The following is a 24,896-nucleotide window of genomic DNA, read 5'->3' as shown; positions in this document are numbered from 1 at the left end:
CTCGCTGTCATCGCGTTTCCAACGAGAGGGTCGGGGTTGGGATGACGCGGGTATCGCCGGCTTCCGCGTCGATCTCACCGCCGAACATCATCGTCAGAGTGCCCGGCGGGATGACGTCGATCTTCACCATCCGCGTCGCCGCACTGCCGACCGGGGGGAGTGCCGGGCGCAGCGTGAGTTCGGCTCGCATGCCGAGTTTGTGCAGCATCGCGGCGAAGGTCCGAAATGTCAGGTTGCGCCGGCCACTGAGGCGCTGACTGATCTCGCTCGGTTTCACGTTGAGGCGGGCGGCCAACTCCCGCTTGGTGACACCGGCGCGGTCCAACGCTTCGTGGACGATCTCGGTTGCCGAGAGCACCAGCCGTTCCTCAGCCAGCATCGCCTCCCGTTCCGGGGTGCTCTCAAACCAACTCATCGCCCGCCCGCCTTCCTTTCTCGATAGCTCCGGTAGATGTCACGAGCCCGCGTCGCCTCGGTGCACACCCTCGCGTCCCGGGGCTTTGTCGTTCCATGGGTTGCGAGCCAATCGCGCCCGACGCGGATGACGTACAGCCGGTATCCCGGCCCGAACGGCACCTTGATCTCGTGGACCTTCTCCCCGGATCCGCATTGCAACTCCCGCATCTCTTCGGGGCTCCGCAGGAAGCCGATCTCGGCCAATCGTTCGAACCGCGCCAGGAACTGCGCCTTCGCCCGATCGGCCAGTGCTGCCAGCCAAGCCTCGGCTTCACAACCCCCGGTTGGCCCGATCGCTGCGTAGATCGTCAGCTTCGGCCCGGTATGGAGCACCCGGTGATGTGAAGTCATAACTTCACTAGCCAGTGTAGGGGTATCCAGCGTCGCGGGGTAGCTGCAGGTTGGACACCCATGGTCGTGATCGTTGCAGCCGGCGCCGACAAAGGTGCTCCTTGTGGACAGCCCCTTCCCGGTGACTTGACCGCTGCGCGCCAGCTTGTCGGGGGTCGTGGATAGGCTCGGTTATCTGCGGGCCCGTCAGATAAACCATCGGCCCGAACAGCGGCGTGAAGGAGTCTTAGTGGGGACGGTTGACGACAATCCGGGCGCGCCGCGGATCACGATCAGTGCCGTCACCGACCTGGGTTACGCGCTGGCGCACTGCCGCATCCCGGTGGTCCACCAGATCACCGTCGAGAACCCCGGCCCCGCCCGGCACGGCGCGGTGCTCGACGTCGAGATCGTCGACGCGACCGGCCCGCACGGCGAACCGCACCAGCTGCATCTGGACCTGGCTGAAAACCAGCCGACCGTGCTGCGCGACGTCAACCTGACGCTGGACCCGGCCTCGATGCTCGCCGTCGACGAACAGCGGCCCGGCACCATCCGCGCCACCCTGCGCGACAACACCGGTGCAGAACTCGCCACCGCCGCCGTCGACGTGACGATCCTGGCCGCCAACCAGTGGAAGGCCAACCCGCCGCAGCTGGGCCTGGAGATGCTCGCCGCCTACGTGCAACCCAACGCGACCGCGGTCACCGCCCTGCTCACCGACGTCTCCGACCGCCTCAAAGCCGCCACCGGAAACTCCGCGATCGACGGCTACCAGAGCGAGGATCCCGCGCGGGTCGACGCGATCGCGAAAGCCGTGTTCGAGGCGATGCAGGCCCGCGACATCCGCTACGCCGAACCGCCGGCCAGCTGGGGTGACGACGGGCAGAAGGTCCGCACCCCCGCCGAGGTGCTCGACGGGCGCCTCGGCACCTGCCTGGACACCACCCTGGTGATGGCCGCGGTGCTGGAGCAGGCCGGGATCAACTCGACGATCTGGGTGGTGACCGGGCATGCGTTCCTCGGCTATTGGCGCGCCGACGCCGGGCTGCCCACCATCAGCACGACCGACGCGATCGATGTCGTTAACCAGGTCGACCTGGGGGTGATCGGCCTGGTCGAAACGACCATGATTCCCCAGCCGCAGGCGACGTTCGCCGAGGCGACCCGGGCTCCGAAAACCCGGCTGGCCGGGGACCTGTCCAACATCATCGGGGTCACCGACATCCGGCAAGCACGGCGCGCCAAGATCTTCCCGCTGCCCAGCCGTGTCGTGGATGGGCACGGCAACGTCGTCGTCACCCACTACCAACCGGGTGTCGGCCCAACCATCGCCCCCTACGTCGGCACCCCGAAACACCCGGCGGCCGTCGACACCGTCCCGGCCCGGGTCAGCCAGTGGAAGAACGCGCTGCTGGATCTGAGCCTGCGCAACCGGCTGATCAACTACACCGACCGGGCCGGTTACCGACTGGAGGTGCCCGGCCCGGCGCTGGCCCGGTTCGAGGACAGCGTCAACGCCGGCGCGCACATCCGGCTGCTGGCCTCCGACGCAGTGCCGAGCATCGACGCCGCCCGCGGCATCCGCTACGGCCGCGACCTGCCCGAACCGGAGCGCGAGGTGCTGCTCGCCGACAAGCACAGCGCCTACATCGACATCACCGACGCCGCCTACACCGCCAAGCTGCGCTACCTGGCCAACAAGGCCCGCACGATCCTCGAAGAGACCGGCTCCAACAACCTCTACCTGGCGTTCGGGATGCTGAACTGGCGGTTCGGCGGGAAGGAACTGCGCTCCCCGCTGGTGCTGGTGCCGGTGGCGCTGAGCACCGCCAATCGCGGCAGCAGCTACCTGCTGACCATCGACGAGGCCGGCGCCTCCACCCCCAACTACTGCCTGGTGGAGAAGCTGCGCACCAGCTTCGGCCTGGAGCTACCCGAGCTGGCCAACCCCGCCGAGGACGCCTCCGGCATCGACCTGGCCGGCACGTTCGATGCGGTGCGCCGGGCGATCGCCGCGGGCGGCCTGCCGGCCCGGGTCGAGGAGACCGTGCACCTGTCGATCCTGCAGTTCGCGAAGTTCCCGCTGTGGAAGGACCTCGACGACTCCTGGGCGGAACTGGCGAAAAACAGCCTGGTGCAACACCTCGTCGACACCCCGCTGGACGCCTACACCGACCCGGTCGACGCGCCCGCGCGCGTCGACCTCGACGACCTGGGGGCCGCGCTGCCGGTGCCGGCGGACTCCTCCCAGTTGCATGCGGTCGCCGACGCCGCCGCCGGGCGCACGTTCGTGCTGGAAGGCCCACCGGGAACCGGGAAGTCGCAGACCATCACCAACCTGCTGGCGCACGCGATGGCTTCGGGGCTGCGGGTGCTGTTCGTCGCCGAGAAACGCGCCGCACTCGACGTGGTGAAAAAACGCCTGCGCGAGATCGGGCTGGGCGAGCTGTCCCTGGACCTGCACGACAAGTCTGCCCGGCCCGCCGCGGTGCGCGCCCAGATCAAAGCGGCTCTGGAGTTGCGGGTCAGCACGGACGCGGACCTGCTGACCACCAGCACCCAGACCGCCGAGTCGGCGCGACGCAGCCTGGCCCGCTACGCCGAACGGTTGCATCAGGCCAACGCTGCCGGCCAATCCCTGTACACCGCACGGTCTTCCGAGCTGGCCGCCGATCAGGACGTGGCGCCGCTGACGGTACCGCGCTCGTTGGTGGCCGCCGCCGACGCGGACACCTTCGGTGTGCTGCGCGCGGTGCTGCGGGCGCTGCCGGAGAAGGTCGACCTGGCCCGCCCCGGCGCCGGGCACCCGTGGGGATTCCTCGACCACGTCCCGGACGGCGGGCTGGACGCGGCGAAGATCCACGCCGCCGCCGTCGACTTCGACGCTGCACTACAGCAGTTGCACGCCGCCGGGTTCGACCTGACCACGCTGGCGCGCACCGAAACCCCGGTGGCACTGGCGCAGTGGGCGAAGCTGGCCGCCGCGCCGCGCTACCCGCTCGACGGCATCGACGCGCTGCGCAGCGGGGCGTGGCAGGCTGAGCTGATCGGGATCGCCCAGGCGGCAACCGAACTCGCGCACGCCGAGCCCGACTGGCTGGCGGTCTGCGGGGTGGCCGCCATGGAACTGGACATGCCGGCGGTGCATGAGGCCGCGCTGGCCGCCGACGCGTCCGGGATGTTCGGGCGCAAGAAGCGCCGACGGGCGGTGCTCGCGCAGCTGGCCGACGTGCTGACGGTGGCACCCGAGACGGTGCCGCTGAAAACCCTCTCGGGCATGACCGCACAGGTCGCCGAAACCCACGCCGCGGTCACCGACCTGCGGGCGCGGGTGGCGGCGCTGCCGATCAGCCTGGTCGGTGAGGGGTGGAACCCGCTGATCGCCGAGGACACCGCCGCACTCACCGCCCACCTGGACTGGCTGACCCGGTTGGTCGCGGATCTCGCGCCGGGATCAGAGCGCCCGCACATCGCCGACGTGCGCGCGTTCTACGCGGCGACCCCGGCCGGCGCACTGGCCGAACCGCTGGGCTGGCTGGGGGCGACATGGCAGCGGGTCGCCGACACCACCGGGGTAGCACCCGACAAGCAGCACACCTGGGCCGGTGGATCGTTCCTCGAAAAGTGTTGGGCCACCCGGGATTCCCGACGCCTCGCCACCCCGGACACCGTCGAATGCTGGGTGGGGCTGATCGAGCACATCGAACCGCTGCGGGCCACCGGGATGTACACCACACATCAGGCGATCCTGGCCGGCGCACTCGACGCCGACGACGCCGCGTTGGCGTTCGACCGCGGCACCGCGATCGCCTCGGTGGGGGAGCGGCTGGAGGCCAGCGCACTGGACTCCTTCGACGTGGCTGCCCACACCAAGGCCATCCAGCGGTTCACCACCAGCACCCGCGCGATCCGCACCGAACTGCGCCACGCGATTCCGGCTCGACTGCTGGAGCAGCGCAGCTTCGACGCCGAAGCCTCCAGCGGGCAGGTCGGCGGGCTGCGCCGGCAACTGGACCGCAAGCGCGGCGGGATGAGCGTGCGGGCGCTGATCGACAACTACGGCGAGCTGATCACGAAGATCCTGCCGTGCACGCTGATGAGCCCGGACTCGGTGGCCCGGTTCTTCCCGGCGCGGGCCGGCATCTTCGACGTGGTGGTGTTCGACGAGGCCTCCCAGATCCGGGTGGCCGGTGCGGTCGGCGCGATGGGCCGCGCACGCTCGGTGGTGGTGGTCGGTGACAGCAAGCAGATGCCGCCGACCAGTTTCGCCGAGGCCAGGGTGAGCATCGACGAGGACGAGGACTACGACCCGACCGTGGTGCTCGACGAGGAATCCATCCTCACCGAATGCGTGCAGGCCCAGGTGCCGCGGCAGTGGCTGTCGTGGCACTACCGCAGCCAGGACGAGGCGCTGATCGCGTTCAGCAACTACCAGTACTACGACGGGCGGCTGGCGTCGTTCCCCGCACCCGCGGCGGTCGGGGCCGGGCACGGCGTCTCCCTGGTGCGGGTTGACGGGCAGTTCCAGCGCACCGGCAAGGGAAAACTGCTGCGCACCAACACCGTTGAGGCGCAGCGGATCGTCGACGACATCCGGGTGCGGTTCGCCAAGTCGCCGGCTACGGCGCCGTCGCTCGGGGTGATCACGTTCAACGCCCAGCAGCGCGACTACATCGAAAACCTGCTGCGCGACTCCGGTGACGACCGGCTGGTGGCCGCGCTCGATGAGCCGGACGGGCTGTTCGTGAAGAACCTGGAGAACGTCCAGGGCGACGAACGCGACACCATCCTGTTCTCGGTGGCGTTCTCCGCCAACGAGCGTGGCGTGGTGCCGCTGAACTTCGGGCCGCTGTCTCGGCCGGGCGGGGAGCGCCGGCTCAACGTCGCGGTCACTCGGGCGCGGCGGGAGGTGGTGCTCTACGCCAGCTTCGACCCGGCCGCGCTGCGCGCCGAGGAGACCACCCAGGTCGGCACCAAACACTTGAAGGCGTACCTGGAGTTGGCGGCGCGTGGCGTGCAGGAGATCACCGACGGCGGACGACGTCAGCGGGTGATCGACCGGCACCGCGACGACATCGCCGACGCTTTACGTGACGCCGGTTTGCTGGTGAGCACCGATGTGGGGCTGTCGGATTTCCGGGTCGACCTGGTGCTGGCCGATGCTTTGGAGCCCGACAAGCCGTTGGTGGCCGTGCTTTTGGACGGCCTGGAATGGCACGACCGGCAGACCGTCGCCGACCGTGCCGGGCTGCCGGTGGACGTACTGGCCAACCTGATGCACTGGCCGGCGGTGGAGCGGGTGTGGCTGCCGGAGTGGCTGAACCATCGGGCGGCGACGGTCGCGCGGTTGCAGGCGGTTGTCGGCGAGGCGCGGGAGAAGGCGGCGGCTGTACCGGCTGTGGAGACGGCGCCGGTAGTTGCACCGCCAATTGTGGATCGAGTCGAGGTGGCCGCGCCGCTGCCGGCCCCGCTGCGCTCAGCGCCGGTGGCCGCGCCGCCACTGGCCGAGAAGCGTCACCCGATGCTGCAGACCTTCCAGCCGTGGGAGTCGCGGGCGGTCGGTGACGTGACCGTGCTCGACGAGCTGCCGATGGAATACGCAAAGCAGAAGGTGCGCACCGTCATTGACGAGGTGATCGCCGCCGAGGGGCCGATCCACCCGGACCGGCTGGCCAAGCTGGTCGCGGGCGCGTTCGGGTTGAACCGGGTTGCGGAGAGCCGCCGCACGGCGATCCAACGGCTGGTCCCCGTCGACTATCGGCGCAGCGGCGATCCCGAAGGGTTCTACTGGCCGACCGGTGTAGATCCGGCGACTTGGCGGGTGGTGCGCTGCCCAGCCGAAGGTGAGGGCCGAGTCCTCGACGAGGTCAGCCTGGTCGAGATCGGCAACGCGATGGCGGTGGTTGCGGAACAGACCGGGGGGATTGAGGCCGAGGAGTTGAAGCGGGAGGCGCTGGGGCTGTTCGGGGGGAAGCGGATGACGGCGGGTATTGAGGTGCGGTTGGGGGAGGCGTTGGAACAGGTGTTGGGGAAGGGGATCTTGGCGCGGGACAACGCGGGGTTGATCGCGGGCGCGCAGATGGGGCGGATTGTATGAGTTCTGGGGTTTCTTTCACCTCGAGCAAGGGAACTGCATTCGTCTGCTCAATCACGTCGCCGCAGGGGCGTTCCCTACGTTTGACCGGTGACCTCGCCGACATGGAGCCGACCACGGACGGCGATCCACGGATGATCCGCAATCATGCTCTGCTGAACAACCTTTGGGCTTTCGGCAAGCACATGAAGCAGCATCTGATCCTCCGCAATCAGGAGAAGCGGGACAGCCACGCCAAACAGGCTCAGGAGCACGAGAAGCTTGCTGTCGCAATAGCGAAGTTGATTGATCTGGAAGGCACTGATACTCGGGCCGCTTGGTGCTCGGCCTGCCTCAGCCATGCTGACCACCTTGAGTTGACGATGCCGATCGCCAGCGTGCCGGCATACCTGTGTTCCGCGTGCGGCTCACCCACATTGGGCTGCGCAGCACCAAGGTGTGAACACATGGCGACCCGGGGCTTCGGTGCGCTCCGCATTCCGCGGTACTGCGCCGAACATCGGCATGAAGTCCCGAGCTTCGACAAGGTCAACGGGAAGGTCGGGCCGCTCGAAAACTACGCAAACTTTCTCGTATACGACAAGAAGAACCTGGCGCTCGGTTCCCGGGTGGCGGGAGCAGTGACGGCCGCCGGGGCCGTCATCGGGACCGGCGGATTGATGCTGGCGCCGGCAATAGGCGGCGCCGTCGGCACACTAGTCGGTGGGTACACGGGAGCAGCGGCCACCAGCTACGGGTTGGCGTTGCTAGGTGGCGGATCGCTGGCCGCGGGTGGCATGGGTACGGCTGGTGGTACGGCCGTTGTGGCCGGGCTTGGAACCCTGCTGGGGGGCGGGCTCGGTGCCCGCGTGACGACCGCCTACATCGGGGCGGACAAGTCCTTCCGGATCGACAAGCTCGCCGACGGTTCGGGTTCACCGGTCATAGTGGCCAGCGGCTTCCTCACCGATGGTGGAGGTTCGTGGGGGGACTGGGAGCCGATCATCCGCCAGCGGTACCCGGAGGCGCCGGTCTACCGCGTCCATTGGGGGAGTAAAGAGCTCGCGGAGCTGGGTGCGATGCTCGGCTACGGCGGTGGGAAGGCTGCCGCGGCAGTCGCAGTCAAGGGGCTGGCTGCGCGAGCGAGCAAAGCAGGGGCCAAGCTGATCCCCGGTGCTGGGACAGCATTTGTTGCGGCTGGTCTAGCCATGAACCCGTGGCATACGGCAAAGGTGCGTGCCGATTCAACTGGTGTCGCTCTGGCCGGTTTATTGGCGCGTACCGATGCCGAGGATTACGTTCTCGTCGGCCACAGCTTGGGGGCACGTGTCATGGCCACTGCCGCACAGGCAGTCGCCACCGATCCCGCCGCCCCGAAAATCCGCACCGTTCATCTTCTCGGTGCAGCCCTCGGTGCCAACGGAGACTGGCGCACTCTCAACGACTCGGTGATCGACGCGGTCTACAACTACTACTCCACCAATGACAAGGTGCTGAAATATCTCTACGCTGCGGTCCAGGCTGGCAGCAAGGCTGCCGGTTTGCGTGGATTCGGTACTGGCTTTCCAAAAATTAAGGACCGCAACGTATCCCGGATGGCTTCTGGGCATTCGGAGTATCTCAACCACGTCAAGTTGGTGTGATGGGGTTCCACCGGCATTCGATTCGTACTAGGAGCAGCCGTTCACAACCAGGGTCGCCGTGTCTCGACGCTGTCAGAAGGAGTGTTGCCCGATGACCCAACCTGCGAAGGGGCTGCCGGATGAGTTGCGCGGGAAGTAGCGTGGCTGGCGAAACGGGTGTGCCCGGCCGTGTCCTAATACCAAGTCGGATCTCGCGTCGAGCACGCCACGGCTGTCAGGACAGCCCAGTATGTTTGCGATACAAGTGCGGTCTCGCCCTATGGAGGGGTACCTGTTGAGTGAGTATCGATCTGCCGATGGTCGAATTTGCTGGAGACGGCGCGGAGTCGACGCTGCCCGTCCTGCCGTGTGCCGGTAAGTGACGCCCATGGACATATTCCGCGTACACCAAGAGCTGATCGATGACTACCGGCTGTTCACGACCAGCGCTATCGAGCCGCGTGATCCGCGGGTCAGCCAGCACGTCCAGGACGAGTTGGCCAAGCAAACCCAGTGGCCCGAACCGTGGCTGTCCCTGAACCCGATGTTCGCCTCCGGCGGGTCGATCGACGCCCTCGTCGCCGAGGGTCTGCTGCACCCGGAGTGCGCGAAGATCTTCCGCCCCAAGCGGGACATTGTCGACGTCGGTACGGCGCCGATCACGCTGCACCGCCATCAGCGTGACGCGATCGAGACCGCCAAATCCGGCAAGAGCTACGTGCTGACCACCGGCACCGGGTCCGGTAAGTCGCTGGCCTACATCATCCCGATCGTCGACTACGCCCTGCGGCAGGAACCGCGCCGGCCGGGGGTGAAGGCGATCATCGTCTACCCGATGAACGCACTGGCCAACAGTCAGGTCGGTGAACTGGAGAAATTCCTGCGCTACGGCTACGGCGAGGGCAACGAGCCGGTGACGTTCGCCCGCTACACCGGCCAGGAGAAAAACGAGCAGCGCGACCAAATCCTGCGCAATCCGCCCGACATCCTGCTCACCAACTACGTGATGCTGGAGCTGATGCTCACCCGCCCCGAGGAACGTCGCAGGCTGGTCGGCGCAGCGGAAGGCCTGCCATTCCTGGTCCTCGACGAGTTGCACACCTACCGCGGGCGTCAGGGCGCCGACGTCGCGATGCTGGTCCGGCGGGTGCGGGGAGCCTGCCAGTCGCCGCAGCTGCAGTGCATCGGCACTTCGGCGACAATGGCCAGCGGCGGCACGCTGGCACATCAGCGGCGCGTGGTCGCCGAAGTCGCCAGTAGCTTGTTCGGAACCGAGGTCGCCGCGGACCGGGTGATCGGGGAGACCCTGGACCGCGCCACCGCCGGCGATCCCGACGACGTCGACGGATTGATCCGCGAGGTGCGCCAGGGCGGTGCTGAGGGCGGCTACGACGCGCTCGTGTCGTCACCATTGGCGACCTGGATCGAGACCACCTTCGGGCTGACCACCGAGCCGCAATCCGGGCAGGAGATTCGGCAGCGACCGGCCAGGGTGCACGACGCGGCTGCTCGCCTGGCTGACCGGACCGGCCGCACCGTCGACGAGTGCGAGCAGGCGATCCGGGCCACCTTGTTGGCCGGGTCGGCAGTCGCGCATCCTACGACCCGCCGACCGCTCTTCGCGTTCCGGCTGCACCAGTTCCTGTCCAAGGGTGACACCGTCTACGTGTCCATCGAGGAAGAACAGCGCCGCCACATCACCTCGCAGTACCAGGTGACGGTCCCGGATCACCCGGACCAGCTGCTGATGCCATTGGCGTTCTGTCGCGAGTGCGGACAGGAGTACCTGGTAGTCGCACGCTCCACCCTCGGCAACGAGGCGGTCTACCGGTCGCGGCGAGACCGCGACGCCAGTGGCGGCGACCAGGCCAACGGTTACCTCTACATCGCCACCGATCAGCCGTGGCCGGTCGACCCGCTGCTGGAGGGCCGACTGCCGGATTCCTGGTTGCTCGACGGCGAGATCATCGACCGCCGCAAGCAATATCTGCCTCGTCGCATCCGGGTCGATGTGGGTGGCAACGAGGTCACCGGCGGCGGTGTGGAGGCGGCGTTCGTGCCGGCGCCGTTCCGGTTCTGCCTGCGCTGCAAGGTCTCCTACGAACAAGCCCGGGGCAGCGACTTCGCCAAGCTGGCCACCCTCGACGTGGAGGGCCGCAGCTCGGCAGTCTCGGTGCTGAGCACCTCGATCGTGCGGTCGCTGGACAACATCCCCGAAGCAGAGCTCAGCCCCGAGGCGCGCAAGCTGCTGACGTTCGTCGACAACCGCCAGGACGCCAGCCTGCAGACCGGTCACTTCAACGATTTCGTGCAGATGACTCAGTTGCGTGGTGCGCTGCACCGGGCGGTGCAGCAGGACTCGCTGCGCCACGACGATGTGGCCGAGCGGGTGGTGGCGGCCCTAGGCCTGGCATTTACCGACTATGCCGCGAACCCGGAAGCCGTCTACGGGGCGCGTACGGCGGCCGAGCGGGCGTTCAAGGAGTTCATCGAATACCGGCTCTACGCCGATCTGCAGCGCGGTTGGCGGGTGACGATGCCGAACCTGGAACAGACCGGGCTGCTGCGCATCGGCTACGAATCGTTGACCGAGATCGCCGCCGACGCCACGCTGTGGGACAAGGCGTACCCGCCGCTGCGCGATGCACAGGCAGGGCAGCGAGAAGAGCTGTGCCGCATCGTGCTTGACGAGTTCCGCCGTGAACTGGCTGTCGATGTCGAGTGTCTGACCGACGACGGATTCGACCGAGTCAAGCGCCAGTCCGACCAGCACCTGGCCGGGTTGTGGGCGATCCCGCCGTACGAGCCGCGGCCCCGTCCTGGCACGGTGTCGACCGTCTCCGGGCAGAAGGGCACCCTCCGTGTTGATTTCCGGATGACCGGGCGATCCGCGGTCGGGCGCTACATCCGCGAACGAAGCGAGCTGAACCTCGGCGGTGATCAGCTCGACGTTGCCGACGCCCAGAAGGTCATCGAGGATTTGCTGGCCACCCTCGACCGTGTCGGGTTGTTGACGACGGTGGACTTGCCGGGGGCGACCGGCACCAACTACCGTCTGAAAGCCTCCGCGGTGATCTGGAACGCCGGCGACGGAAAACACGGGGCGCCCGATCCGCTGCGACGCGGATTCGACCCCGACCAGGGAACCCGGGTCAACCCGTTCTTCCTCGACCTGTACCGCAGCACCGCGGCCGATCTCGGTGGCATGCACGCGCGGGAGCACACCGCGCAGGTGTCTGCCGCCGACCGGGAGGAACGTGAAAAGCAGTTCCGCAAGGGCGATCTCAAGGTGATGTACTGCTCGCCGACGATGGAGCTCGGCGTCGACATCGCCAGCCTCAACGCGGTGATGATGCGCAACGTGCCACCGACCCCGGCGAACTACGCCCAACGCAGCGGCCGCGCCGGCCGATCCGGGCAGCCCGCCCTGGTCACCACCTACTGCGCCACCGGAAACGCCCACGACCAGTACTACTTCCGGCGCTCCGAGGACATGGTCGCCGGGTCGGTGGCCGCGCCGCGTCTGGACCTCACCAATGAGGCACTGCTGGCCTCACATCTGCATGCCCTGTGGCTGGCCGAGACCCGCGCGAGTCTGCACACCCGGATGCCGCAGCTGCTTGACGTCGATGCCGAAGGCATGCCGCTGTCGGCGGATCTGCATCGCGCCCTGGCCGATTCGGACGCGGTGCGGCGCGCTACCGATCGTGCCGCCGAACTGGTGGAGCCGCTCGTCGCCGACCTGGAGCGCACCGCATGGTGGTATGACGGCTGGGCCGAAGCCGTGATCGCCAACGCCGAAAGCCAGTTCAACCGCGGCTGCGAACGGTGGCGTGAGTTGTACCGGGCGGCGCTGGCGGATCAGAAGGAACAGAACCGGATCATCTTGGACCCCACCGTGCCCAAACGGACACGGGAGGCTGCTGAAGCGCGCCGCCGTGACGCCGAAGGCCAGCTGCGGCTGCTGCGTAACGAGGACACCGACCAGGCGTTCTCGGACTTCTACACCTACCGCTACTTCGCCTCGGAGGGCTTTCTACCCGGCTACAACTTCCCGCGGCTGCCGCTGGCCGCCTACATCCCCGGGGCACGTCAGAGCGCCGGACGCCGCGAAGGCGGCAACTATCTGCAGCGGCCGCGATTCCTGGCGATCAGCGAATTCGGCCCCGGCGCGATCATCTACCACGAGGGTGCGCGCTACGAGGTCAAGCGCATCCAGGTGCCGATGACCGTCGGCGGTATCGGCACCGTCGAGTTGCAGGACGCCTACCGCTGTGAGTCCTGCGCTTACCACCATGTGCGACGTCCGGGCCTGGACGTGTGCGAGAACTGCGGTGTGGCACTGGGGCAACCGCAACACGGATTGATGCGAATGCAGACGGTGTTCACCCGCCGCCGCGAACGGATCTCCAGTGACGAGGAAGAGCGGCGTCGGGCCGGGTTCGAGCTGCACACCTCCTACCGGTTCAGCCAGCACGGGCCACGCTTGGGCCGGCTGGACGCAACAGCATCGGGTGCAGATGCTGACGAGTTGGCGACGCTGAGCTACGGCGACACCGCCACCGTGCGGGTCACCAACGTGGGCCGGCGGCGCCGCAAGAAGCCCAACGAACTCGGTTACTGGCTCGACACCGTCAAGGGTGACTGGCTCAGTGAGAAAGCCGCCGAGGATACCACCCCCCAGGACGATGGGCTCGGCGATGCCGCCGATGTGCCGACCAAGGACAAGGTGATCCCGTACGTCGAGGACACCCGCAACGTCCTGGTGCTGCGATTGGCGTCGCCGGTATCCCTGCAGGTCGCCACCAGCCTGCGGTACGCACTGGAACGCGGTATGGAAGCCGAGTTCCAGCTGGAGGACTCCGAGCTGTCCAGCGAAGCCCTGCCCGACGACGCCGATCGCGGCCGGACGCTGTTCACCGAATCCGCCGAGGGCGGCGCCGGGGTGCTGCGCAGGCTGCACTCCGAACCCGACGCGCTGGCGCGTGCGGCCCGACAGGCCCTGCAGATCACCCACTTCACTGCCGATGGCACCGACCTCGGTAAGGCCGACGGCGCGCGGGAGCGTTGCGAAAAGGCTTGCTATGACTGCCTGCTGTCTTATGCCAACCAATACGAGCACGACGTGATCGACCGGCATTCAGTGCGGGATCTGCTGCTGGCACTGGCCTCGGCCACCACCGCGGTTGCCGCGGATGCGTCGCGTAGCGATCAGACCGAAGACCTTCGCGCCCAATGCGAATCGGAGCTGGAACGCGACTTCATCGACCTGCTGATCAACCACGAATTCGCGCTGCCCGATGCTGTGCGCGAAAAGATCGCCGGTGTCACGGCCCACTTCGCGTTCCACGGCGACGATGCCGGCCTGGCGGTGTTCGTCGAATCCGAGCCGCGCGGTGATGCCAGCGAGGTCGAAGACGCGTTGATGGATGCCGGATATTCGGCTCTGTGGCTGCATCCCGGCGAGGACTGGCTAGCCCGGGTGCAGCAGCACTCATACGTGTTCGGCGAAGGAAGGGTGTAGCAGTGGGATTCGCCCCAGGAAATCTGGTGACCGCACGCGGCCGCGAATGGGTGGTGCTGCCCGACAGCACCGACGACTTTCTGGTACTGCGTCCGATCGGCGGCATCGACGACGACATCGCCGGTGTGCTGGTCAGCGAAGGCGTCCACCCGGCCACGTTCCCGCCGCCGCAACCCGACGACATCGGCGACCACCTGAGCGCCACCCTGCTGCGCAGCGCACTGCGGATCGGATTCCGCTCCACCGCCGGCCCGTTCCGCAGCCTGGCGTCGATCGCGGTGGAACCCCGCGCCTACCAACTCGTTCCGCTGATGATGGCGCTGCGCCAAGACGTGGTGCGGCTGCTGGTCGCCGACGACGTCGGCATCGGCAAGACCGTCGAAACCGCCCTGATCGCCACCGAGCTCCTCAAAGTCGGCGATGCACGGGGATTGAGCGTGCTGTGCAGTCCGGCGCTGGCCGAACAGTGGCAGGGCGAACTGCGCGCCAAGTTCGGGATGGAAGCCGAACTGGTGCTGCCCAGCACGGTGCGCCGCCTGGAACGCGGCCGCATCGGCGCCGAGTCGATCTTCGAGCGCTACCCGATCACGGTGGTCTCCACCGACTTCATCAAAAGCGCCCGCCGCCGCTACGAGTTCCTGCGCACCTGCCCGGATCTGGTGATCATCGACGAAGCCCATACCTGCGTCACCGACACCGCAGTCGCCGGCTCCGGACGCACCCAGCGCTACGAGCTGATCCGCGAATTGGCCGCCGACCCATCACGGCACCTGATCCTGGCCACCGCCACCCCACACAGCGGCAAAGAAGAATCGTTCCGCAACCTGCTCGGGCTGCTGCACCCCGATCTGACGACCGTCGACCTAGAGAAGAAAACCGGCCGCGAACTGTTGGCCACGCACTTCGTGCAGCGCCGCCGCGCCGACATCCGCCGCTACCTCGACGAGGACACCCCGTTCCCCAAAGACCGGCTCTCCACCGAGGTTCCCTACACACTCAGCCGCGAATACCACGCCCTGTTCACCAAAGTCCTTGACTACGCCCGCGAAACCGTCCGCACCGAAGATGGCGGGCTGGCCCGGCGGGTCAACTGGTGGTCGGCGCTGGCCCTGCTGCGAGCGTTGGCATCCTCCCCGCGGGCTGCCGCGCAGACCCTGCGCACCCGAGCGGCCGCGGCTGCTGCCGCCTCCCCGGAAGAAGCCGACGCGATCGGCCGGGCCATCGTGCTCGACCAGCCCGACGACGAGGTGATCGAAGCCGCCGACACCACCCCCGGCGCTGAAACCGACGGCGCCGGCAGTGACGCGAGAACCCGACGGCTGCGAGGCTTCCTCGCCGAGGCGCAGAAGCTCGAAGGCAAACCCGACCACAAGATCACCGCGCTGGTCAAAAGCGTCAAAGAACTGCTGAAACTGGACTGCGACCCGATCGTGTTCTGCCGCTTCATCGACACCGCCGACTACGTCGCCGAACAGCTCTCGGCAGCGCTCGGCAAGAACGTCACGGTCCGCGCGGTCACCGGAGCCCTGCCGCCCGACGAGCGGATCGCCCGTATCGACGAGCTGGCCGCTGTCCCGAGCCGGCACGTGCTGGTCGCCACCGACTGCCTGTCCGAAGGCGTCAACCTGCAGGACAACTTCCAGGCCGTGATCCACTACGACCTGGCCTGGAACCCCACCCGCCACGAACAGCGCGAAGGCCGGGTGGACCGGTTCGGCCAAACCGCCGACACCGTGCGCACCGTGATGCTCTACGGGCGCGACAACCAGATCGACGGCATCGTGCTGGAGGTGTTGCTGCGCAAACACCAGGCGATCCGCAAGGCCACCGGGGTGTCGGTGCCGGTCCCCGACAGCAGCGACGCCGTCGTGCAGGCCCTGATGGAAGGCCTGCTGCTGCGCGGCCAGGACGCCGAACAGCTCAGCCTCGATCTCGGGGTTCAGGAACAACGCGACGCCCTCTACGGACAGTGGGAGTCGGCGGCCGAACGCGAAAAAGTCGCCCAAACCAAATACGCCCAGCACAGCATCAAACCCGAGGAAGTCGCCGAAGAACTCCGCGAAACCCGGGAGACACTCGGCACCAACCCGCAAGTCGCCGAATTCGTCGAACAAGCCCTGCGGGCGCTGCGCTCCACCGTGACTGCCGCCGACACCGGCTTCACCGCCACCCTGGGACCGCTGCCGCTGGGGCTGCGCGACGCCTTGCCGCCCGGCCGCAACGACCCGCTGCACTTCACCACCGACCTTCCGGTGCCCCGCGGCGATGCGGTGCTGGGCCGCACCGACGCATCAGTCGAGGCCGTCGCCAACTATGTGCTCGAATCCGCCCTCGATGCGAACCTGCCCGAAGAGCAGCGGCCGGCGCGCCGCTGCGCGGTGGTCCGCACTGACGCGGTAACCACCCGCACCACGCTGCTGGTCGTGCGCTACCGCTTCCACCTACAGCTGCCGTCGCGCTCCGGCACCCGGCAACTGGTCGCCGAGGACGCGGCGACACTGGCCTTCGAAGGCGCCCCCGGCCAGGCCCGCTGGCTGCCACCAGATGCGGTAGCGCCGTTGCTGACCGCCCGCCCGTCCGGCAATGTGCCGGTCGCTCAAGCCGAACAATTCCTGGGCCGCGCCCTCGACGGCCTGCCCGACATCGCGCAGCACCTCGCCGCCCACGGCGAACAGTTGGCCGTGCGCCTACGCGACGCCCACCGCCGGGTGCGCCACGCCGCCGCTGAGGTGGTACGCGGGTTGAAGGTGACCGTCGAACCCGGCGCCGACGTGCTGGGCGTGTTCGTGTTCGTACCACCGACCGGAGGCGGGAAATGAGCGGCGGCGCTTCGAGTTTCGTCGGGGTTCGGATCCAGGGCGGCCTGCTGCCCGCCGACCTTCTGGCACGGCTGGCCGGCCGCGCCGGCGTCGATGGGCTGACCTCCAAGGACTACCACCTGGCCGCCGGCGAATCGGTCACCGATGCCGCCAACCGGGTGTGGGCATACCTGCGCGGCGCGTGGACGGCCTACCGCGAAGCCCTCCAAGCCCTGCCCGACACCGACGCCGCCACATCGTTGACCCGGGAACGGTTCACCCTGGTGCTGCTCGACCAGCTCGGCTACGGCCGGGTGCCCACCACCGGTAAGGGTGGCATCACGGTGGGGGAGCACAGCTTCCCGATCTCCCACCACTGGGGTGCTGTGCCGATGCACCTGCTCGGCCGGATACCGCTGGACACCCGCAGCAAAGGGGTGGCCGGCGCGGCGGGGGCCTCCCCGCAGTCGATGGTCCAAGAACTGCTCAACCGCTCCGAGCAGTACCTGTGGGCGCTGCTGGCCAACGACACCACGCTGCGGCTGCTGCGCGACTCCACCTCCCTGGTCGGGTCGGCCTACGTCGAATTCGACCTGGAAGCGATCTTCGACGGCGACCTGTTCGCCGACTTCCTACTGCTGTACATGCTGTGCCAGCAATCCCGGCTGGAGGTCCGCGACCCCGACGTCGGCCCGGCGTCCTGCTGGCTGGAGCAGTGGCGCCAAGACGCCCTCGACACCGGATCGCGGGCACTGAACCTGCTGCGCGACGGTGTGGTCGACGCACTGCAGACCCTGGGCACCGGATTCCTCACCCACCCGGACAATCACGCACTGCGCCAACAACTGGCCGACGGCACCCTCACGGTGTACGACGTGCACCACGGGCTGCTGCGGGTGATCTACCGGCTGCTGTTCACCTTCGTTGCCGAAGACCGCGGCGTGCTGCTCGACCCGAACGCCGACCTGACAGCGAAACAGCGCTACCTGGACTACTTCGCCACCGAGAAGCTGCGGCGCATCTCGCGGCGCCGCCGTGGCGGCCGCTACGGCGATCGCTGGCAGGCGCTGACCCTGATCTGGCGCGGCCTCGGCGACGAGAACGGGTTGCCGCAATTGGGCCTGCCCGGCATCGGTGGCCTGTTCGACGCCGGCGAACTTGATTTTTTGACCGATCACGCGCTGAGCAACGCCGCGCTGCAATCCGCGGTGCGCTCCCTGTCGCTGGTCCGCGAACCCGGCTCGCAGCTGCTGCGGGTGGTCGACTACCGCAACCTGGGTGCGGAAGAACTCGGCAGCATCTACGAGGCGCTGCTGGAGTTCATGCCGGCCTGGGACCCGGCCACCAAAGCCTGGCAGCTGAACATCTCGTCGGGCAACCAGCGCAAGGACACCGGCACCTACTACACGCCGACCTCGCTGGTCGAATCCCTGCTGGACACCGCACTGGACCCGGTGCTCGACGACGCCCACAAAGCCGACGACCCCGAAGCGGCGTTGCTGGCCGTCACCGTCTGCGACCCGGCCTGCGGCAGTGGACATTTCCTGGTCGGCGCCGCCCGGCGAATCGCCAAACGCGTCGCGGCCATCCGCACCGGCGACCCCGAGCCCGCGCCCGCGGCCGTCCGCTCCGCTTTGCACGACGTGGTGGCCCGCTGTATTTACGGCGCCGACCTGGACCCGCTGGCAGCCGAGTTGGCCAAGGTGTCGCTGTGGCTGGAAACCCTCGACCCCGGTCGGCCGCTGACCTTCCTGGATGCGCAGATCAAGGTCGGCAACGCCTTGGTCGGCACCACCCCCAAACTGCTCGCCGACGGCCTGCCCGAAGAGGCGTTCCAACCGATCGAAGGCGATGACAGGAACATCACCCGAGCACTCGCCAGACAGAACCGGGTGGAGCGCAGCGCCCAGGGCAGCCTGTTCGACATCGACATGGCCGCTGCTACCGCCGCACTCGGCGAACAAGTCCAGCAGGTGGTGTCCGCCCCGGCACTGTCGTTGAGCGATGTCCACCTGCAACGCAAACGCTGGCGCGCCCACACCGACTCCGAGACCTACCGGCGCCAGCACCTGGCCGCCGACGCCTGGTGCGCTGCGTTCGTCTGGCCGAAGACACCCGGCGCCCCCACCGCGCCGACACACCACACCATCGCGGCGCTCGCGGCCGGTGACGACACGCTGAGCGACGCGTCGCGCGCCGAGGTGCAGCGGCTGGCCGCCGAATACCGGTTCTTCCACTGGCATCTGGAGTTCCCGCACCTGTTTCCCACCACAGCGGGGACAGGTGACAGCGTGAACCCGGCCACCGGGTGTGCCGGCGGGTTCACGGTGATCATCACCAACCCGCCGTGGGAGCGGGTCAAACTGCAGGAGCAGGAGTTCTTCGCTGCCCGCGACCCCGACATTGCCACCGCACCCAACGCCGCAGCGCGCAAGAAGCTCATCAAGGATCTGCCGGCCACCAACCCGGGCCTGCACGCGGCGTTCATTGCCGCCAAACGACGCGCGGAAGGTGTGTCGCATTTCCTGCGCAACTCCGGCCGCTATCCGCTGGCCGGGCGCGGCGACATCAACACCTACCAGGTTTTCGCCGAAAACGACCGCGGCCTGATCGCCGCTGCCGGGCGGCTCGGGATCATCGTGCCCACCGGTATCGCCACCGACGCCACCACCCAGTACTACTTCAAAGACCTCGTCGAACACGGCTCAATCGCCAGCCTCTACGACTTCGAGAACGCCAAGCCGCTCTTCGAGGGCGTGCACCGCAGCTTCAAGTTCTGCCTGCTCACCCTGGTCGGACGCGACATGCGTGAACCGGAGGCTGATTTCGCGTTCTTCGCCCACGACCCCACCGACCTGCAACGCCCCAACGTTTGCTTCGCGTTGAGCCCCGAGGAGATCACCCTGCTCAACCCCAACACCGGCACCTGCCCGGTGTTCCGCAGCCGCCGCGACGCCGAAATCACCCTCGGCATCTACCGCCGGGTCCCGATCCTCATCCGCGAGGGTGACCCCGACGGAAACCCTTGGGGCATCAAGTTCATGACGATGTTCCACATGTCCAACGACGCGCACCTGTTCCACACCCGCGATGAGTTGGAGGCCGACGGGTGGGTGCTCAGCGGCAACGTGTTCGAGCGGGGTGAGCAGCGGATGCTGCCGCTGTATCAGGGCATGATGGCGACCTTCTACAACCATCGGGCAGCGGACGTTGTTCGGAGCGCCGCGGCGACTCAACGCCAGAACCAACCGAACTATCTCTCGAACGATGACCTTTCGAACCCCAACAGACTTGCGATACCCGCGTATTGGGTTGCAGCCGAGGAAGTTAACGGATTGCCAGATTGGCTCATCGGCTTCTCCGACATCACGAGCCCCACAAATGAGCGCACCATGGTTGCGTATCCACTACCTGCTGTTGCCGTGGGTAACAAAATTCCTCTGGTCGTATCGCAACAGCCTTCGTCCAAGCGCAGCGCCTTGTTGGCGTTGCTCTCCTCTTACGCATTCGACTACGTGGTGCGCCAGAAGGTAGGCGGAACCACACTGAACTTCTACTTGGTGAACCAGTTCCCTGCGCTTGATCCCGGGCGGTTCGACGGCCGATGCCCGTGGACGCAAGGAAAGTCATTTGAGCAATGGATCGTGGAGAGGGTCAGTGAACTGTCCTATACCTCGGTAGATATGCAACCGTTCGCTGGGTCTGTTGGTCTGTCGGGCTCCCCGTATGTGTGGAACGAGCAACGGCGCGTGCTCCTGCGTGCCGAACTCGACGCAGCGTTCTTCCGCCTCTACGGCATCGAGCGTGACGACGTCGACTACATCATGGAGACCTTCCCGATCGTCAAGCGCAAGGACGTCGCCCAGCATGGCGAGTACCGGACCAAGCGGATGATTCTGGAGATTTACGACGCCATGGCCGAGACCGAGGCAACCGGGGTGCCGTTTAAGTCGCCGTTCGATGATGACGCCACAACAACCAAGGCAGGTGTGCGATGAGTGAGGCCGAGGTGGGGACCTTCGCGCGGGAAGCCGCAATCCCTGTCGAGACGATCGGGCGGCGGATCATCGATTCGGGTCTGGGCAAAGATGATTCGCTGCTCATCCCCGGGCAGCCGATCTGGACCATGGCCAACCTGGACGAGCTCGTCAGGGAATACGTTGACCGACCCGATGCCGGACCGGGTGGGTTCTTCGAGAAGCTAAAGCTTCAGCTGGCCGACTCGTCGCCGGCTGCGGTGCAGCTTTTCGCGGAGCTGCTGATCCTCAACACGCTGCCCATCATCAACCTCGGCGGCACGCTAAAGGTCAAACAGGTCAACAACGTGCTGGGGATGAGCAGCGTTCCGGTGGCACTACCTGACGATGTCGAAACCGCGCTTTTGGCCGGCGGCGTGTTCAACGGCGGCCAGGCGTTCACCACCTACCGGTGGGCGCAGATTGTCTACCTCATCCAGGTCGCCCGTCACTTCAAGTCGCTGCCCGAGCAGCGCCAGGTCGACGCGCTAGCCGACCCGCTGATCTTCCGCGATGAGGTCAACGCGGTCCCCACCGGCCAAGCAGCCCAACGGCATTCCCTGCTGTACCTGGCGTTCCCGCACTTCTATCTGCCGGTCGTGAGCAACGATCACCGAAAACTGCTGCGCGACAGTTTCGCTGCGAAATACCTCGCTGACCCCTCTGGCGATCTCGACACCGACATCGCCCAGATTTACGAGGCCATCACCGACAAAGAAGGCGGGCACGTCGACCTCTACGAAGACCCCTGGATCGAGCGCTGGCTGAAGAAACCCGCGCCGCCGGTCCGGCGTGCATGGCGGATACAGGGTTCCAACGTCAAAGGCCAAGACATGGTGCCGATCTGGCGCCGCAAGGGTACCGTCTCGCTGGCTGCGAGCCTGCTGCGTCCCGTCGACGCCGACGTGGACCGCGATGACCTCAAGGGATTCGTTGACGAGGACTACGCCTCGTCCGACTACACCCAGCGTCAGGAGAAGCTCGACGAGTTCTTCGCTTTCCTGGCACGCATGCACCCGCAAGACCTTGTCGTCACCGTCAGCCAGGGCCGGGTGTACTTCGCGACGATCACCGGCGATGCGGAATACACGAAGAGCACCGACGGTCGCTCCAACCTGCGCCGCACGGTGAAGTGGTACGACACGTGGCTCCCGCTGAGCGAGCTTCCCGACGAGGTGTCCGCGCGGCTGAGCACACAGGGGGAGGTACTGGATCTCAGTCAGCAACTCGACACTCTGCTTGCGCTCGCAGAACACCGCCGGCCGCCCGTTGGCGCCGCGGCTCTGCACCTGCCCGACGCCACCAAGGATCTGGCGGACCGGCTGCATGTGCCACTGGCGTGGCTGCAGGAATGCATCGAGTTGCTGCGCGACCGGCCGCAGTTGATCTTCTACGGGCCGCCGGGCACCGGGAAGACCTACATCGCCCAGGTGCTCGCGCAGCACCTGGCCACCGGGGCGAACGTCAAGATCGTACAGTTCCACCCGGCCTACTCCTACGAGGACTTCTTCGAGGGCTATCGCCCAGCTGGGCAGAGCGGCGGTCAGGTGGGGTTTGCGCTGAAGGCTGGTCCACTGCGTTCGCTGGTTGGCCGTGCGAACGACAACTCCGACGCCGTGTACGTGCTGATCATCGACGAGATCAACCGCGGCAACCTCGCCAAGATCTTCGGTGAGCTGTACTTCCTGCTGGAGTACCGTGACACCCCCATCGATCTGATGTACCACCCGGATGCCACCGAGCCGTTCACGTTGCCGAAGAACATCGTCATCCTCGGCACGATGAACACCGCCGACCGCTCCATCGCCCTGGTCGACGCCGCAATGCGGCGCCGGTTCGCGTTCGTCGCCCTGCACCCGTCGGAGGAACCGACTCGCGGGCTGCTGCGCCGGTGGCTGGCGGCCACGGGACGCCCGGCAGAAACGGCGAACTTGCTCGATGAACTCAACGCCCGCATCGACGACCCGGACTTCAAGATCGGGCCGTCGTACTTCATGCGCCGTGCGGTGTACGACGCCGACGGGCGCGGCCTGGAGCGGGTGTGGCGCACCGCGATCCTGCCGCTGCTGGAGGAACACCACTACGGCGACCGCAACGTGGACGTACCAGGCAAATATGGACTGCCGGCGATAGAGAAGGCGGTGCACGCCAGGGCCGATGTCGCCTACCCGCCGGCTGTCCCGACGATGGAACACGATGACAGCACCGTCGCCGCTGATCCTCACTGAGGGCGGCGACCCGCAGACAGTCGCGCTGAGCGGTGCTGAGGCCCGCGCGCTGCAGGGCCTTGGGCTGGTCACCGTGACGACCACACTTGACCCGGGTTGGTATGACATTGCTGCGGCCCGCAAGGTCGGCGCGGTCATGGTGGGGGAGCGCCAGCTCATCGTGCACCCGAAGATCACCGACCTGAACCGGCTGCTGTTTTTGATCGGCTATGCCCGCGACCCGACGATCTGGCGCGACGAGCACGTAGACCTCATTGTCGATGATGAACTGCTGCCCGGCCTGGCCGAGGCGTTCAGCCGGCTCGCCTCGCGCGCCGTCGAACAAGGCCTGGTCCAGGGTTACCGAACCGTCCGTGACACCCTGCCGGTGCTGCGCGGCCGGCTGCTCGCAGGCGAACAGATGACCCGGCTCTACGGCCTGCCGGTTCCGGTCGCGGTGGAGTACGACGACTTCACCGTCGACATCGCCGAGAACCAGCTGCTGCTGTGGGCCTCGTTGCGACTGCTGACCGTGCCGAAGATCAGCGAGGTTTCGCGGCGCCGGCTGCAACGGCTGCGGCGCACGCTGTCTGATGTGTCGGTGCTGTCCCGCGGCGCCGCGCTTCCGGCGTGGCAACCGTCCCGGCTCAACACCCGGTATCACGCGGCGCTGCGGTTGGCGCAGATCGTGTTGGCGGCAGAGTCTTTCGAGCACCATGTTGGTGACCTGCGGGTGTCGGGGTACATGTTCGACATGTGGCGGATCTTCGAGGACTTCGTCACCGTCGCGCTGGGTGAATCCTTGGCCGCGCTCGGATGGCGGTGCGAGACGCAGGCGGCGTTGCATCTCGACGAGCAGCGTCAGGTGCCGATGCGCCCTGACCTGTTGTGCCGCCGGGACGGGGTGCCGGTGGCGGTGGCTGACGCCAAGTACAAGGCCGAACGCCCAGAGGGCTTCCCTAACGCCGATTTGTACCAGATGCTGGCGTACTGCACGGTTCTCGGGCTGGGCGACGGCCACCTGGTGTATGCCAAGGGTAATGAGCCGGTCAGCGTGCACACCGTGCAGAACGCGGGGGTGACCATCCACTGCCACGCCCTTGACCTCGCCCTGCGGCCGGCCGACATTCTGCTGCATATCGATGGGATGGCCGCCAGATTCCGTTCGACCGTCTCCAGCGATACACCTATTGGAAGGCCATCACAAATAGATGACAGGATCGCGAGAGATGCCTGACCTGACCGGAATCCGGCTCGACACCGCTGACTTGGCGGATGGATCGGGGTGGCGGGTTGCCTCGACAAACCTTGCTGACGAATTCAGCAGGGACGGTGTCAGCATCGAGGTTAGTTACACCGCAGGCGACGACGTTGTGGGTGCCGTCAAGCGTGGTCCTGACGATCAGCCGGAAGTCGTCGATGTTACGACCGTCGACAAACATGATCTGATCCGATTCTGGTTGACAGGGCGGCCTGCGGCGCTCGCCGGACTATCGTGGGCCGAACTTCTCCAGGGACTAGAAATCAAATTTGACGGTACCAATCCCTGGGTCCCCCAAGAGTTCTGCGAGGCCGTCGAGGATCTCGCCGGCAAAGTTTTCCTGCGTAGGATTCTGGAACTGGTGCATTCCACCATTCAACTTCCGGCGATGGGCGATTACTGTCATCTCTGCTTCGGGCAATACCCTGGTGGGACGCTGTTCGTATACCCATTCATGCGCAGATTCCCGCCCTACAAGTTCAAACTCAACACTGGGGAGTTGATGGTCGCCGGCTGTTGGAAGAGCAACTTCAAAGGCGTCACCGGGCACCCCGGCTTTGCGGAACTGGCGGCGGTGTCAAGCGGTGGAAGCAACGGAGTCGGTCA

At 66.9% G+C, this 24,896-nt stretch carries 10 protein-coding genes; 8 read left to right on the top strand and 2 right to left on the bottom strand.

The genetic code is table 11. The features are described 5' to 3' along the window. Positions 1 to 7 precede the first annotated feature (7 nt). Both KIH27_RS12205 and KIH27_RS12200 read right to left on the bottom strand, forming a co-directional pair. Complete coding sequence (locus tag KIH27_RS12205; protein ID WP_214093219.1) at positions 8 to 415, bottom strand: helix-turn-helix domain-containing protein; 408 nt, start codon at positions 413 to 415, stop codon at positions 8 to 10. Beyond that, positions 412 to 807, bottom strand: a complete 396-nt coding sequence (locus tag KIH27_RS12200) for a type II toxin-antitoxin system RelE/ParE family toxin (RefSeq protein ID WP_214093218.1) — start codon at positions 805 to 807, stop codon at positions 412 to 414. The genes KIH27_RS12205 and KIH27_RS12200 overlap by 4 nt, the downstream gene beginning before the upstream one ends. Positions 808 to 1,036: 229 nt before the next feature. Here KIH27_RS12200 and proA point away from each other — a divergent pair, with 229 nt between their 5' ends. From proA to KIH27_RS12160, 8 genes are all read left to right on the top strand, one after another. Beyond that, positions 1,037 to 6,886, top strand: coding sequence for an anti-phage protein ProA (gene proA, locus KIH27_RS12195; protein ID WP_307856858.1), 5,850 nt, complete (start codon positions 1,037 to 1,039; stop codon positions 6,884 to 6,886). A gap of 101 nt (positions 6,887 to 6,987) precedes the next feature. Next, positions 6,988 to 8,505, top strand: coding sequence for a DUF726 domain-containing protein (locus KIH27_RS12190; RefSeq protein WP_250150016.1), 1,518 nt, complete (start codon positions 6,988 to 6,990; stop codon positions 8,503 to 8,505). Between the two features lie 367 nt (positions 8,506 to 8,872). Next, positions 8,873 to 14,008: a DEAD/DEAH box helicase gene (locus KIH27_RS12185; RefSeq protein WP_214093216.1), complete on the top strand. Its 5,136-nt coding sequence runs from the start codon at positions 8,873 to 8,875 to the stop codon at positions 14,006 to 14,008. 2 nt (positions 14,009 to 14,010) lie between these two features. Then, the gene (locus KIH27_RS12180; protein WP_214093215.1) at positions 14,011 to 16,827 is read left to right on the top strand and encodes a DUF8741 domain-containing protein; all 2,817 of its coding nucleotides are present in this window, start codon (positions 14,011 to 14,013) and stop codon (positions 16,825 to 16,827) included. Continuing rightward, positions 16,824 to 20,804 carry an Eco57I restriction-modification methylase domain-containing protein gene (locus KIH27_RS12175; RefSeq protein WP_214093214.1) on the top strand — a complete coding sequence of 1,327 codons (3,981 nt, stop codon included), beginning with the start codon at positions 16,824 to 16,826 and terminating at the stop codon, positions 20,802 to 20,804. The genes KIH27_RS12180 and KIH27_RS12175 overlap by 4 nt, the downstream gene beginning before the upstream one ends. Then, on the top strand, positions 20,801 to 23,050 hold the full coding sequence (locus KIH27_RS12170; RefSeq protein ID WP_214093213.1) for an McrB family protein: 2,250 nt from the start codon (positions 20,801 to 20,803) through the stop codon (positions 23,048 to 23,050). Before KIH27_RS12175 ends, KIH27_RS12170 begins: the two co-directional genes overlap by 4 nt. Then, complete coding sequence (locus KIH27_RS12165) at positions 23,019 to 24,266, top strand: McrC family protein (RefSeq protein WP_214093212.1); 1,248 nt, start codon at positions 23,019 to 23,021, stop codon at positions 24,264 to 24,266. The genes KIH27_RS12170 and KIH27_RS12165 overlap by 32 nt, the downstream gene beginning before the upstream one ends. Beyond that, on the top strand, positions 24,259 to 24,896 hold a 638-nt coding region (locus KIH27_RS12160; protein ID WP_214093211.1), incomplete at its 3' end, for a hypothetical protein. The genes KIH27_RS12165 and KIH27_RS12160, both read left to right, overlap by 8 nt.

It is taken from the genome of Mycolicibacter acidiphilus, assembly GCF_018455725.1.
Classification (GTDB): Bacteria; Actinomycetota; Actinomycetes; order Mycobacteriales; family Mycobacteriaceae; genus Mycobacterium; species Mycobacterium acidiphilum.
The sequence above is the reverse complement of the archived record's forward strand: the minus strand, read 5'-3'. Positions and strand labels throughout refer to the sequence as shown.

Excerpts from the sequence above, each read along its gene's own strand:
- KIH27_RS12170 (WP_214093213.1), top strand. The coding sequence starts at position 20,801 with ATGAGTGAGGCCGAGGTGGGGACCTTCGCGCGGGAAGCCGCAATCCCT.
- KIH27_RS12190 (WP_250150016.1), top strand. The coding sequence starts at position 6,988 with ATGGAGCCGACCACGGACGGCGATCCACGGATGATCCGCAATCATGCT.
- KIH27_RS12185 (WP_214093216.1), top strand. The coding sequence starts at position 8,873 with ATGGACATATTCCGCGTACACCAAGAGCTGATCGATGACTACCGGCTG.
- KIH27_RS12205 (WP_214093219.1), bottom strand. The coding sequence starts at position 415 with ATGAGTTGGTTTGAGAGCACCCCGGAACGGGAGGCGATGCTGGCTGAG.
- KIH27_RS12175 (WP_214093214.1), top strand. The coding sequence starts at position 16,824 with ATGAGCGGCGGCGCTTCGAGTTTCGTCGGGGTTCGGATCCAGGGCGGC.
- KIH27_RS12165 (WP_214093212.1), top strand. The coding sequence starts at position 23,019 with ATGACAGCACCGTCGCCGCTGATCCTCACTGAGGGCGGCGACCCGCAG.
- KIH27_RS12200 (WP_214093218.1), bottom strand. The coding sequence starts at position 807 with ATGACTTCACATCACCGGGTGCTCCATACCGGGCCGAAGCTGACGATC.